The 14,687-nt window shown below is 39.5% G+C and carries 10 protein-coding genes and 1 pseudogene; 9 read left to right on the top strand and 2 right to left on the bottom strand.

The features are described from left to right. Positions 1-146: 146 nt before the first annotated feature. Entirely contained in the window at positions 147-311 is a 165-nt protein-coding gene (locus H0173_RS13345) for a hypothetical protein (RefSeq protein ID WP_221847017.1), read from the bottom strand. Between the two features lie 583 nt (positions 312-894). Here H0173_RS13345 and H0173_RS13340 point away from each other — a divergent pair. Then, positions 895-2,124 (top strand): M1 family aminopeptidase, encoded by a 1,230-nt coding sequence (locus H0173_RS13340; RefSeq protein ID WP_221847016.1) that lies wholly within the window; start codon positions 895-897, stop codon positions 2,122-2,124. Positions 2,125-2,719: 595 nt separating this feature from the next. Here the strand turns inward: H0173_RS13340 and H0173_RS13335 are convergent. Next, complete coding sequence (locus H0173_RS13335) at positions 2,720-3,154, bottom strand: RrF2 family transcriptional regulator (protein WP_221847015.1); 435 nt, start codon at positions 3,152-3,154, stop codon at positions 2,720-2,722. A gap of 442 nt (positions 3,155-3,596) precedes the next feature. Here H0173_RS13335 and hmpA point away from each other — a divergent pair. From hmpA to H0173_RS13295, 8 genes and pseudogenes are all read left to right on the top strand, one after another. Then, positions 3,597-4,839, top strand: a pseudogene (gene hmpA, locus H0173_RS13330) (NO-inducible flavohemoprotein). 268 nt (positions 4,840-5,107) lie between these two features. Then, positions 5,108-5,329 (top strand): hypothetical protein, encoded by a 222-nt coding sequence (locus H0173_RS13325; protein WP_221847014.1) that lies wholly within the window; start codon positions 5,108-5,110, stop codon positions 5,327-5,329. Positions 5,330-5,576: 247 nt separating this feature from the next. Beyond that, the gene (locus H0173_RS22770; protein WP_221847013.1) at positions 5,577-5,849 is read left to right on the top strand and encodes a heterocycloanthracin/sonorensin family bacteriocin; all 273 of its coding nucleotides are present in this window, start codon (positions 5,577-5,579) and stop codon (positions 5,847-5,849) included. Between the two features lie 392 nt (positions 5,850-6,241). Continuing rightward, complete coding sequence (locus H0173_RS13315; protein WP_221847012.1) at positions 6,242-8,203, top strand: putative thiazole-containing bacteriocin maturation protein; 1,962 nt, start codon at positions 6,242-6,244, stop codon at positions 8,201-8,203. After that, on the top strand, positions 8,203-10,143 hold the full coding sequence (locus tag H0173_RS13310; RefSeq protein WP_221847011.1) for a TOMM precursor leader peptide-binding protein: 1,941 nt from the start codon (positions 8,203-8,205) through the stop codon (positions 10,141-10,143). The genes H0173_RS13315 and H0173_RS13310 overlap by 1 nt, the downstream gene beginning before the upstream one ends. Positions 10,144-10,166: 23 nt before the next feature. Then, on the top strand, positions 10,167-11,750 hold the full coding sequence (locus tag H0173_RS13305; protein WP_221847010.1) for a SagB family peptide dehydrogenase: 1,584 nt from the start codon (positions 10,167-10,169) through the stop codon (positions 11,748-11,750). Between the two features lie 326 nt (positions 11,751-12,076). After that, positions 12,077-13,219, top strand: coding sequence for an MFS transporter (locus H0173_RS13300; RefSeq protein WP_260631185.1), 1,143 nt, complete (start codon positions 12,077-12,079; stop codon positions 13,217-13,219). 454 nt (positions 13,220-13,673) lie between these two features. After that, entirely contained in the window at positions 13,674-14,630 is a 957-nt protein-coding gene (locus H0173_RS13295) for a tRNA dihydrouridine synthase (RefSeq protein WP_221847009.1), read from the top strand. The last annotated feature ends 57 nt before the right edge of the window (positions 14,631-14,687 follow it).

The following is a 14,687-nucleotide window of genomic DNA, read 5'->3' as shown; positions in this document are numbered from 1 at the left end:
TTTAATCACGTCTTGAACTAAAATGTTTATGATTAGCTCTTAACAAGGCAAGCAAAATTAGATCTTTTAAACAAATCTGGGGTGTATCAAAAGTCAATTTATCAGAGATACACCCAGAGTTTCCTAAAACTAATCATTTCGAGTGGTTAGTCGCGCATTGCCCCAGCTTCACGGGAAGTCATTGCACCTTGTCCTTTGCTAACATCTTTTCTAATTTCTTGTTTTACTTTTTGTGCATCCGTTCCAGAAAATCCAATCCCATAGGGGAACCAGTACCTACGTTTTTTTTTAGCCTGTTGATTCGGTTGCATAGGAGTCCTCCTTAATAGATTGTGTAACATTTATATTATTTACAAATACAGCTTCTAAATCCCGAGGATTTGTGCTTTCATTTATGTTGCAGAATATGGAGCTTGCCCCCAGAAACGTTCGGGTTTTTGAGTAATTATTGAAAATTGAAGTGTGTTTTATGCTCCCTCGGACTAATGCTCCGGGGATTTTTTGATCCCCGGGGTCAAACTTTTACGCGGAAATTAATGAACATAGTCTTATCAATTAGTTTTGCGTAAAAGTCATTTTTGCGGAAAATGATTGAATTTCGAAGAAAGCCACTTACTCCAGCAGCAATCCAGTTTATAAATAAGCTCTTTAACATTTACTATTTTATATATTTTACACACATTTTCCGTTCGGGTTATTACCTTTTTTTAAAAAAGAGGTAAGTATTGTAACCTTTTCCTAGAAATTATTCGTCTAAAACTGTATAAGGATTTCACGACAAAAGAGGGAGAAAGCTTTATGATTCCATCTAAAATTAGCTAGATCCCCCATGGGTGTAACAAGTTATTTATTGGATGGCGATATTTTATCTTTTACATATGGGAGGAACTTTATTTGAAGAAACATACTTTGATTCTAATGTTTTTCTTACTTGGTAGTTTACTTATTGGTTGTAGTACAAAAACGAATACGGAAATTAAAAAAGAGGTATCAGAGAAAAAGGTAGTAAATAAAGAGATACCAAAGAAAGAGGTTGAAATTGTCATTAAGGCACAAAAAGGAACACCTGAATGGACTTTTGAAAACTTGGTGAAAGCAGTTGAGGAAAATAATCAAACAGATTTTATGAAATTCCAAAATATGAAAAACGAAGTGTTTTTTAAGGAACAACAAAGATGGATCGACGAGGTCATTTACAAAAAAGATCACGGTTTTAAAATTTCCATTTCATTCAACAGTTTTCAACAAGAAAATGATTCCAAGGGAACAGTGGTATTCTCCGTACAAATGGACGATCAAATAAACGGAAGTAAAACGAATGCTGTTACATATGAATGTATCAAAGATGGCGATGCTTGGCTGCTCAATGATGTACCGTTTAAAACAATATCAGATAAGTCCAACAACATTACTGTTTACTATACAGGAAATCAAACGGAAGCTGCCGAGACAATGCTTACTGATGCAAAAGATATCGTTGTTTTTTATTCTGATAATTTCCACTGGAAACCAAACCCGATCTCGATAAAGATTTATTCCTCAGATGATGAGGCATCGGCCACAGTGCCATTTATGCAGCTTTCAGGTTGGAATGAAACGGGAGAATCATTAAAAATTTCAACCGAGCAACAGCCTATTTCTTCTGTTTTTTCCATATTAGCACATGAACTTACACACAAGATGTTAAGTGATCTTTCAAATGATAACGCTTCTTTGTACCTTCAAGAGGGATTTGCTACTTATTTACAAAATAGAGTACAACGGGATAAGGCTGGAGCGATTCATTTCGATCAAACGGTAGTGGAGGAAAAAGCGAAGAAAGCGATTGAAATATCAAAAAGTGTATTATCAATCGAAGAACTTGGAAAAATTGACTATTTAGATGTAGAAGCTGCGTTTTCTTTATATCGTGATGGGTCTCTCATTTCAAATTATCTTGTCTTAACCTATGGATTAGATAAATATTTAGAGATGTTAAACTACCTTTCGAAATTTGATTATATTGATAAAAGGTCTGAACATAAGTTAGATATACTTAATAAAAGAACAGTGGAAGCACTAGAAAAGATTTATGGATCAACCAAGGAACTTTCCGCTGCCTATAAGGATTTTTATTTAAAATAAAGTACTCGAGGTCAGCCCCAGATTTGGCTGACCTCAATTGTTTTGTAATAATCTTATAATGGCCCGGTGGCAAGTCGATGTATGTGTCAACTTCTAATGATTTATCCCATCTAAATCTTGGCTTCCAACTACCGATAGTCGAGCACGCAACGGTAACGCCTATGGAGGATGACTTTCCTCTCACCCCAGGGTTACTAAATCCCCAAGAAAGCGCAACCGATTTACTAGTCTTTAATTATGTTTGTTCCAAATTAATAAAGGCTGAAATCTCTTATTTCTGTATTCTATTAATGAAATTATTTGTGAGAAAACTATTAAAACTTTAACTCAAAATTTAAAGGGAGAGATAAAAATTGTGAAGTAATGTGCTTAAAGTAGTGGGGACAAAAGTTTAACAAGGGGTTGGTGGGAGTAGGCAACTAGCCCTTATGGGAGTTGCCTTTGAACTTTTTATTTTTAAATGATGACCTTTAATCAAGAGGGGTATTTTTAAACTGTGAATGCTAAAATTCATAGCATTCAAGGTTAGATATTATAATCTGATCGCTGATTTCCTTCCTCTGGAAATCGGCTTTTGAGGTTTCAAATATGATGTTTAAGTACGTAAAAGCTGATAAATATCATCTTTATTTTCAATTAAGTCCTCCAATGTATAATCATTTAAAACGTTAATGAATGCTTGAAGGGCTTCGAATAGCACGTGCTTTAATTTACAGGTGGGTGAAATCACGCAATAGTTTCCGCCTTGGCTGAAACAATCAACGATGTGAAAGTCTTCCTCTGTTTTTGAAACGACTTCCCCGATGTTGATGTCTTTTGGATGCTTAGCAAGCCGAATACCACCGTTACGGCCGCGAATCGTTTCAATATAGCCTAGTTTGCCGAGCTCATGAGTGATCTTCATTAGATGGTTTTTTGATATATGGTAAAACCCTGCAATATCCTTAATCGTACCTAATTCGTCATCTTTTTTTAAACCTAAATATATTAACACACGCAAGGAGTAATCCTTATAATTAGTCAACCGCAATTGTGATATCTCCTTATCGCAGATTAACGGGCAGTAAGACCTCCACTTTAAGGATTCGAGTATAAACAATGGAGAATAAGTGGGGGCAACTCCCCGTAAAGGCCCGACGACGGACAGGATGTCCTAGTCAGGCGAAAGCCACAGGACGTGGAGCTTTGAGCGTGATTGGTTCAACTAACAATCAGTGGGGAATGGGGCCGACTAAGGGTGCATTTCCTAAAGAGACGTCGGCACTAACAATTCCTTTCTGTCGAAAAACCCCCACTGATGAAGTTTCACCTTATATTTTCTGAGATCCTTTACATTATAGCACCTTTGGAACAAATCCCCATATAAATGTGACAACCTTTCCAAAAGATGCATTATAAATATATCTTTTTATTCTATATTAGTATAGTGATAAACATGTAAAATAAATATATGTTTAGGAAGGTGTCAACATATGTTATCTCAAAAAACAATTGAAATTGTAAAAAGTACGGTTCCTGTATTAGAAAAACACGGAAAAGATATTACAACTCGTTTTTATCAATTATTGTTTTACGAACAACCCAGGATTATTGAATATTTTTAACCATGCGAATCAAAGACAAGGACGTCAGCAAACAGCATTAGCCAACGCAGTCTATGCAGCTGCGGCCAACATCGATAATTTAGGTGCCATTATTCCTGTAGTAAAACTAATCGGTCAAAAGCACAGAGCTTTGAACATATTGCCGGAGCATTACCCAATTGTTGGGGAAATTTACTTGCGGCGATTAAAGATGTATTAGGTGATGCGGCTACTGATGAAATTATTGGGGCTTGGGCAGAGGCTTATGGAGTAATTGCTGATGCATTTATCAGCATTTAAAAAGAAATGTACAAAGAAGCAAAAGAACAGCCTGGTGGTTGGGAAGGTTTTAGAAGCTTTATCGTGGATAAAAAAGTTGAAGAAAGTGATGTTATTACATCCTTTTATTTGAAACCGGAAGATGGCAGAGCAATTTCCTCTTATCAAGCAGGTCAATATCTTGCTGTAAAAGTAAAACCTGAGGACCAAGAGAATACACAACTTCGCCATTACAGCTTATCTGATGCACCAGGAAAAGATTATTATCGTATAAGCGTAAAACGTGAAGACAAAGGGGTTGTATCTAATTACTTACATCAATCGATCCAAACAGGTGATGTTCTACTAATTAGCGCACCTGCAGGTGACTTTGTTCTTGAATCAAATAATAAACCAGCCGTTTTATTAAGTGGCGGTGTTGGCCTAACGCCTATGGTTAGTATGTTAAATACAATAGTAGAAGTGCAGCCAGAACGTGAGGTTACTTTAATACATGGTGCGTTAAACAGCCGCTTACATGCGATGAAAGAGCATGTTGCGCAACTGGCAGATGAACATGCAAACGTAAGAAGCTTTGTTGCCTATTCCCAACCGACTGAACAGGATCATGCAGAAAAAAGCTATGATAAAGAAGGATATGTAGATTTAGAATGGCAGAAATCAATCTTACCGAATAATCAAGCCGATTTTTATTTCTGTGGTCCAACTCCATTTATGAAGATGATGTACCGCGTTCTTTCAGAGTGGGGGTGTACCAGAGGAAAATATTCATTTCGAGTTTTTCGGACCAGCCGCAGAATTAAAAGAAGAGCCAGTTGTAATTGGCTTAAACCAGGGCTTTCGCTATATTTAGCGGAAGCCTTTTTTATATAGTATCTGTTCCTGTTTTCAGCAGCTGCAACAGTTGTAGTGGGGTTCTTACTAAGGACAAAGCAATTGAAAATAGTAAGAAGGACATTGCAGCAGCTGTTAATGAATATCATCATTATTTTTTAATACAACTGTACACGCTTAAGCTACAGACTTTAGAAAATAAGAGTATCTCCATTTACAGTTGGAAATGTAAAAAAATATATTATTATACTAATATCTTTATTCGTTTTATAAATGAGGGGATTAGTGTGACAGACAACAATGTTATAAAAGAGAAAATCTTGAATGATTTCAACCTAAAATTAACAGAATTAATTGATATATATTCTCAAGAAATTAAGTCTTTGAGAGAAGGAAATGAACTCTTAAAACTAAAAATTGAAAAGAATGTAAAACAAAAAGAGAAAGCAATATATCAATATTATGGGTGTCCAAGCTGTTTTAGCAATATTACTACACAAAGGCGATAAGAATTAAGGCAAAAAAATATGCGGACTGAATATAGGCATCAACCATAAGTTTTATTTTAGCAATATTAAAATACTTCAACGCAAAATAGGCTCTTTGTTTAGTAACAGAGACCTAAAATAAACATATTTTGTTGAAGAGAGTACACATCGTACCTAATGATTTCGTATACACAGAAAGCATTGACTTTTCCACTCTCTATTCAAGTTTAGACTAATAATAAAAGACAATGGGGAGGAAGAATGCAGAATGTTTCAAAATGAGCTACAAGGGTTGGGAATCGACCCTTATCAAGTTGGTCAGTTAGTTCCTATGGATATTCAGAGCCAGGACCCGCATATGATGAGCAGGCGCTGTGGAGGCTGTGGATTCCGTTGCGGTGGCTGTGGTTTCCGTTGTGGAGGATTTCGTTGTGGTGGTTTTGGCTGCTTTGGCTGTGGTGGCTGTGGTGGCTGTGGTGGATGTTTCGGTTTCAGTTGTATCGGCTTTGGTATCGGCTTTAGCTGTTTCGGTTTTATTTAATTGGTTTGGCAGTTTGATCTATTTGGCGTCGGGTAATTTCCTGAAGAGAAAATTAATTTTGTGAATCAAAAATGCCCCTGCGTAATTTGTCGCCGGGGCACTTCTTAAATTTAAAAAAGTATATAACTTTGAGAAATGTCTAGCACCAGGCCATACGCCGCTGAACTGGGCGCTTGCGCTTTTCTTACACGTTAGGAAATTATAAATTTTCAGCGCGATGGATTACTCGACGCAGTCGAAAATTTTAGGAGCTAAGTATAAGTGCAACTACACCTCTGTCTTCGACTTTCCAAGGCTCGCCAATCGGCGAGTTTTCTTTATCATATTGGACAAAAACTCGTACATAAACTGATAGTGCATGATTTGTACGATTATGAATAAGGAGGAGCTGAATGAAAAAACTGGACTCGTCCTCACGTCTGAAGGCCAAAAGGGATACTTTCTTTATTCCAGATCCAAATGGTGGTGTGTATTTTAGAAACAACTTAAGCTCATTCCGTATGGAAGGCAATACAATCTATCAGTGGATTGAAAAATTACTTCCCATGTTCAATGGAGAACATACAATGGGAGAATTAACAAATGGATTAACTGCCCCTTATCGGGACAGGGTGTATGAAATTGGAGAAACGTTGCACAACAATGGTTTTGTTCGGGATCTAAGCAAAGAGGTTCCTCATCAATTGAATCGAAACATTCTTGAAAAGTATGCTTCACAAATCGAATTTATAGAGAACTTTATGGATTCTGGTGCGTACCATTTTCAAGAATACCGTCAGGCGAAAGTTCTGGCTGTTGGCTCTGGCCCCTTTATGGTTTCATTGGTTTCCGCGTTTATCGAATCAGGTCTGCCCAAAATAAATGTCATGGTCACAGATTCCATTCCAACTAATTGGCAAAGGCTAACTGACCTGGTGCAAAATGCCCGAAAGAGCGATTCCGAAGTCGAGATAAAGGAAGTACCCTTTCATAAAGACGCGGGGAGCAGTTTCTGGCGAGAAGCCATTCAGCCTTATGATTGGATTCTATACGTCTCGCAGAATGGCAATATAAATGAACTAAGGGATCTTAATCTGATTTGCAAAGAAGAAAAGAAGGCATTTATGCCATCCATCTATTTAGACCAGGTGGGACTATCTGGTCCATTTAATCGACCGGATAGGGATGGATGTTGGGAGTCTGCATGGCGCAGAATTCATCACTCAGCACTAAAAAAAGATCGGCAGCCTCAATCCTTCTCTTCAACAGCGGGATCGATTCTGGCAAATGTTTCTGTTTTCGAATTTTTCAAAAGGGCTACAGGGATTGCAGAATCCAATGAGAGTCATCAAATTTATATGCTTGATCTTGAAACCCTCGAAGGAGACTGGCTTTACTTCATCCCACATCCATTGAGTATGTCTAAAGGTGATGCTCTAAGACTAGTGGAAGATTTTGATTTACGCCTAAAACAGGAAACGGACAGAAATGAACCATCGAGTAACCTCTTAGAGTATTTCAGCCGACTAACGTCTGAAGAAATAGGAATTTTCCATACATGGGAGGAACGAAATTTACCCCAACTTCCACTTGCACAGTGCTATGTTCAAGCAGTTAACCCATTATCAGTGGGGCCGGCAGAGCTTCTTCCTGAAGTTGTCTGTGCGGGACTAACACATGAGGATGCAAAAAAAGAGGCCGGGCTTACGGGCATTGAAATGTATGTTTCACAAATGATCAATTTGCACAATTTGGGATACAAACATCAGAAAAATAAGATAGGTGCGAACATATCTGAGGAATTTATAGGCATCGGTGCTGGAGAAACAATCGCAGAGTCTGTTTGTAGAGGCCTTCAAGTATATTTAGGCGAAGAATTGAAAAAAGGAAAGGACGATAGGCAGAGTACGGTTTATCGTATGAAATTGGGAGCCTTAGAAGATAAGCGATGCAGATATTATTTTAATGCCCTGACCACCTTAAATGGTGCTCCAACAATTGGTTTTAATGAGGATGTACTAGGGTTCCCAGTAGTATCGGTAAGGTCGAATGGCAGTTGGTATAAAAGTGTAGGTTTAAATACAACATTAGCATTACGAAATGCATTGGAACAAGCGCTTATGGATGCTCAAAACCAAGTGTATTCCACAGTAAAGCAAGAGATGGAGTCAACCGTTTTTCTTGGAAAAAGCGAGAACAGACTGGATATCCCATCTTGTGATGACACCTCGTCTCAAGAGCTATTACAATCGTCTATTCAGGTATTGAACCGGAACCGCATGCGGCTAGTAATCTATGACTTAGCCTTTGAGCCGTTTTTAAAACAAGAGCTGGCAGGGGTGTTTGGAGTTCAGATTAGAGAGGGGGGATCCTAATGTCTGCTTTTATACTTATAGATGGTGAGGGTTTATTAGCGGAATATGTCTATGATCAATTGTCCCCAAACTATTCTTTAAGGCGCCAAAGCATTCTTGAAGAGGTTCCCGAAAATACAGAATTAATTCTTGTGCTGCACGATACATGGAAACCATCCGTTCATCTAAAAGCCGAAGAGAGGTTAAGGGCCTTAGGTATTCCGTGGCTTCGGGGTTTCATTTCGTATGGTGAGGGAATAATTGGTCCATTTGTTCGCCCTGATGTACCGGGATGTTCTCATTGTGCTGACATACGACTTTTGTTAGCTGGACCTGATCGCAAGGAGACGTTGGGGCTTCGAATGAGAATGACAACAACAGAAGGTTTACTTCGTGATGCATGGGCATCACGAACAGGACTATGGCAAATGGCGATCTTGATTAGCAACGAAGTGATGAAGATAATTCAAGGAGAGCAAAACGGCTTAGGAGAACGGATGTTCATTACAAATCTGAAAACGTTAACGATCTCCAGCCATTTTTTCTTGCCAGATCCGTTGTGCCCAATGTGCAGTCCAATCCCTGAAGACACAGATGAATTAGCAATAATCAGGTTAGAAGCTAGTCCTAAATTGGAGCCTGCTGGTTACCGATGCCGTTCGATTGATGAATTAAAGAACGTGCTAGTCAAAGATTATCTGGATTATCGTACTGGGATCATGAACGGGAAAATGCAGGATTCCAGGCTGCCGTTCGCTGATGTTTTAGTGAACATGCCATTGTTTGATGGGGACGAGGGAGTAGCAGGCAGGTCTAATTCTTATGAAATGAGTGAGCTAACTGCCATTTTAGAGGGTTTGGAAAGATATTGCGGAATCGAACCTCGCGGCAAAAGGAAGGTAGTTCGTGATAGTTATCACAATTTAGCCGATATAGCACTAAATCCTGCAAAGGTCGGTTTGCATGAGATAGAACAATATGCAAAGCCCGATTTTCCATTTCAACCATTCCATCCTGATAAACCAATGAATTGGGTCTGGGGATATTCATTTTTACAAGAACGCCCTATTCTGGTTCCGGAGTTACTGGCCTATTACAGTTTGGGATATGGAGAAGGATTTGTTTATGAGACTTCCAACGGTTGTGCATTGGGAGGGAGTATAGAGGAGGCAATTTTCCATGCCATAATGGAAGTCGTTGAGCGAGACTCATTCTTATTAACCTGGTATGCACAGCTCCCCCTTCCCCGTCTTGACCTTAGTTCGGCAAACGATAAAGAATTGCAGTTGATGGTTAGCCGGATTCGTGAAGTCACTGGTTATGACCTGCATTTTTACAATGCGACAATGGAACATGGAATTCCGAGCGTTTGGGCAGTGGCAAAAAACAGAAGATCCAAGGGTGCAAACATCATTTGTGCAGGCGCAGCTAATCCTGATCCTGTAAAGGCAGTAAAAAGTGCGATTTTCGAGCTTGCAGGAATGATGATTAGGCATGACGAAATATTGGAGAAAAATCGACAGAAATATGAGGAAATGTTACAGAATCCGTTTGCAGTGCGTACTATGGTGGACCATGGCATGCTTTACGGACTAAGAGAAGCAGAGGAGAACCTGAGCTTTTTATTGGATGAAAATCGTCCTTTACGTACATTTGATGAGGAATTTAAATGCCCGCCGGTGAATCCTGATTTGAAGGATGATGTTGAGGATCTTCTAAATAGGTTCCGCAGATTAGGCTTGGAAGTCATTGTGGTTGACCAAACATCACCTATAACCAAAAGGAACGGTTTATTTTGTGTAAAGGTATTAATTCCTGGAATGCTGCCAATGACATTTGGACATCACCTTACACGTATAAAAGGTCTTGAACGGGTACTCAACGTACCTGTAAAACTCGGGTTTAAAGAGCAACCGTTAACATATGAACAGTTGAATACCCATCCCCATCCTTTTCCATAACTGTAAAAGTAGGAGGTTTCATATTGGAACTAAATACATTCCTATACAATCTGCATTTTGATACGGATAAACTTCTTCCATCGGATTGGCAACCGGATTGGGAAGACGCCCCACTTCCCTATAAACTGTACCGTGGCTTACAAGAGATTCCACTTACCGCAGATGCACCGTTAACTCTCAAAGGGAGGAAAGCTACTTCAAAACCCAGCCTGGAGGAGTTTGGTCATTACTTATGGTATGTATATGGTCTTACTCGATACTCTCAAACTGCTTTCATTGAGGGCACCGAGGAAAAAGCTGCTGTAAGCTATGCCCAATTATTTCGCAGATTTGTTCCCTCTGGTGGAGCGTTGTATCCAAATGAATTATACGTGTACTTAAAGTTGGAGGATGTACCAGAAGGAGTTTACCATTACGATGTTGCACACCATCGCCTTTTATTGCTCCGTGAAGGCAACTATGACTCCTACTTATCCAGAAGTCTTGGAAATCGTTATAATCTATCAGACTGTTTTTGCACTGTTTTTGTATCGACGGTTTTCTGGAAAAATTTTTATAAATACAATAATTTCTCTTACAGGTTACAAGGGTTAGATGCAGGAGTGCTTATTGGGCAATCGTTGGAAGTGGCGGATAGGATGGGGTTCCGGGCACGGGTATGTTACCAATTTCTAGACCGTTCTATCAATCATTTGCTTGGGCTATCCCAGCAGGATGAAAGTATATATGCTGTGATTCCATTATCTATTTATCCGACTATTGATAATGTGGAGCCATTTAAACTAGAAAAAAATATTTCTGCAACGGAATTATCCCGGGAAGTTCCATTGCTCAAGCATGTAACATATAACCGTTCAAAGAGAGTCATGGATTACCCATTGCTGAAAGAGATCAATGAAGCCTCAATGTTGGAAACAACACATTCATTTGTGAACATAAAAAAAGATGATTCACTTAACCATGCATTAGGTTCAGAGTTAATCATGCTTCCATTTACGGAGGAAATTTCTTACGATCTGGCATCTATTTGCAGAGAGCGGCACTCTCCTGATTTTGATTTTATGATAGGAAAAGTCAGTCAAACAAAAGTATCCACTTTATTAAAAGAGACTTTCTCATTTTCATATCAAAAAGACCTTAACAATACACAGGGGAATCTTGAGTCGGGTTTAAATTTGTATGGCACTTTTTATAATGTGGAAGGTGTTAAAGATGGTGCTTACGCCTATGACAAAAGTGCTCATGCCCTTCGGAGAATATCGAAGGGGGATTTCCGGGAGTATATGCAAAATTGTTTAATAACACCAACTGTAAATCTGTTTCAGGTACCTCTCTGTCTGCATATTGTTGGAGAGAGGGACCACCTAAAAAAGGAACTGGGCTATAGAGGATACAGAATTCAACAGATGGAAGCAGGTATACTTCTGCAAAGGCTGCTCTTGACAGCATGTGCTCTAGAGATGGGGGGACACCCATTATTAGGATTCGACTCGAACCAAAGTGATGAACTTTACGGAGTTAATTCGAAAGAAAAAACAAGCCTTATCCAAATTCCTGTTGGTCCGTACCGTCCCCGCGTTTGGTTAAAAGGGAGTTTGAATAGCTAGATGTTAGACGAACTTTAATAAGGTTCGTCTTTTCTTTTATGGAAAAGAAAGCTCTAGATTAGACCAAGGATTCTAAAAAGCTTTTGTATTGCTCAAATATATGCTGCCTTTCCAATAGTGCAGTTTTACTATGCTAGGGGGCTGGTACTTTTTTAGGAAGAAATGGATCATACTAAGCCTTTCAGCAGAAAATAATTATTGTTTTTTTGATTGAATCCTATTAAAGTAAATAGTAATGACAATTGTCAAGACAGTAGGAGGAAAACATTGTGACAGAAAAAACAATTTCGAAGAGAAAGCTTCTTGGCATCGCAGGGCTCGGCTGGATGTTTGATGCAATGGATGTTGGGATGCTTTCGTTTATTATTGCAGCACTTAAAACTGATTGGGGTTTGACACCAGAACAGATGGGGTGGATCGGGAGTGTGAACTCGATCGGAATGGCTGTTGGTGCGCTCCTTTTCGGCCTATGGGCGGATCGGATTGGGAGGAAGAATATATTTATTATCACCCTATTATTATTTTCGCTTGCGAGCGGTGTATCCGCATTAACGACTACTCTATTTGCCTTTTTAGTTTTGCGCTTTTTTGTTGGTATGGGGCTTGGTGGAGAATTACCTGTTGCTTCGACGCTCGTATCAGAAAGTGTAGAGGCGAAAGAGCGTGGGCGAGTTGTTGTTTTACTTGAAAGCTTTTGGGCATTTGGATGGCTAATTGCAGCACTTATTTCATATTTTGTTATTCCTTCATTTGGCTGGCGAGTTGCCCTTATTCTTGGAGCAATCCCTGCTTTGTATGCCCTCTATTTACGGTTGAATCTCCCGGACTCTCCTGCATTTTCACCTAAGAAAGTAGAGAAACGATCGATTGGCCAAAACGTTCGGGACGTTTGGTCAAAGAAACATGCACGCTCTACATTCGTGCTTTGGATGGTCTGGTTCACGGTCGTCTTTTCATACTATGGGATGTTCCTTTGGCTGCCAAGTGTAATGGTAATGAAAGGATTTAGTATGATACAAAGCTTCGAATACGTATTGATCATGACTTTAGCTCAGCTGCCGGGTTATTTTACAGCTGCTTGGCTTATTGAACGAGTAGGGAGAAAGTTCGTGCTTGTTACTTATTTGCTGGGGACGGCGGGTTCAGCCCTTATTTTCGGTCATGCAGAAACAACGACAGTCCTGATCGTGTCGGGTATCTTTTTATCATTCTTTAACCTCGGTGCTTGGGGGGCTTTATATGCCTATACCCCTGAACAATATCCAGCTGTCATTCGTGGGACAGGCGCTGGAATGGCTGCATCAATTGGGCGTGTCGGCGGGATTCTCGGACCGCTCCTTGTAGGCTCACTTGTTGCTGCAGGTTACTCCATTGGTTTCATTTTCGCGCTGTTTTGCGTAAGTATCGTCATCGGCGTAGTGATACTTGCAATCTTCGGGAAAGAAACACGTCAGATTGAATTGAGTTAGAGAAACGCGCAATTAAAGGAATTGTTCCACTCTATTCATTTTTGAGGAGTGAGCAGTTAATTTAACTATTGGTTTTAGATGAGTTCTCGGTGCCAGCCCCTCAGTGCTTTTCCATTGAGGGTCTCGCGCCTTTTTTTATGGAAGTAGTTTTTTTACAAACTTAGGAATAGATGAAGTGCATGTATGATGTGCTCAACTTTTAACAAAAGAGTTTCCAACATTATGTAGTAGAAACCAAGACAATGCAACTGCCTCTCGATCCTCACTCAACTACTTCAACTCGATTTTTTTACTTTTTATTTGTTAAAATTAAAGTGTATAATAATCAAACTTCACGATAGTTTGATAAAAAGCACTTAGGCATGGTATAAGTGTAAAGTAAGCAGGGACAACTTTGCTTTTTATTTTGGGGACATGGGTTTAACTTAGTGTCCTATAGTGAGAGGGATTGAATATGAAAGAGAACTTTTGGCGTGAGTTACCACGTCCATTTTTTATACTAGCTCCAATGGAAGAAGTGACGGATGTTGTTTTCCGCCATGTAGTGAGTAAGGCCGCTAGACCTGATGTATTTTTTACGGAGTTTACAAACACGGAGAGCTATTGCCACCCAGAAGGGAAACAAAGTGTACGTGGGCGTTTGACTTTTACAGAAGATGAACAACCAATTGTGGCCCATATATGGGGGGATAAGCCCGAAAATTTTCGGCAAATGAGTATTGGTATGGCAGAACTAGGATTTAAGGGTGTGGATATCAATATGGGCTGCCCTGTACCTAATGTGGCTTCCAGAGGAAAGGGAAGTGGCCTGATTCTCCGTCCAGAAGTCGCTGCAGAAATCGTACAAGCAGCCAAAGCAGGAGGATTGCCTGTAAGTGTGAAGACAAGGCTTGGTTACACGGAAGTAGACGAGTGGCACGATTGGCTAACACATATATTGAAACAAGACATCGCTAATCTTTCTATTCATTTGCGTACAAGAAAGGAAATGAGCGAAGTAGATGCTCATTGGGAGCTAATTCCGGAGATCAAGAAACTTCGTGATGAGATCGCACCAAATACGCTTTTGACGATCAATGGGGATATTCCTGACCGTCAAACCGGCTTGAAGCTCGCTGAACAATATGGTGTTGATGGGGTGATGATCGGGCGTGGTATATTTAAAAATCCATTTGCCTTTGAAAAAGAGCCGAAAGATCATGACAGTAAGGAATTGCTTGATCTCCTAAGATTGCATCTTGATCTCTATGATCAATATTCCAAAGAATTAGAGACTCGTCCATTCACAGCTCTGCATCGCTTTTTTAAGATCTATGTCAAAGGATTTCGAGGAGCAGGTGAATTAAGAAATCAACTGATGAGCACAAAGTCAACATCCGAAGTGCGTGCAATGCTCGATAACTTTGAGTGAGAGAATGTTTAGTATGGTGCCTGCCCCACTAGTCTTGCATGACTTTTAAATAATTGC

Source organism: Bacillus sp. S/N-304-OC-R1 (genome assembly GCF_019749375.1).
Taxonomy (GTDB): Bacteria; Bacillota; Bacilli; order Bacillales; family Cytobacillaceae; genus Cytobacillus.
Note: the sequence above shows the minus strand (reverse complement) of the source record. Positions and strands in the feature narration are given on the sequence as shown.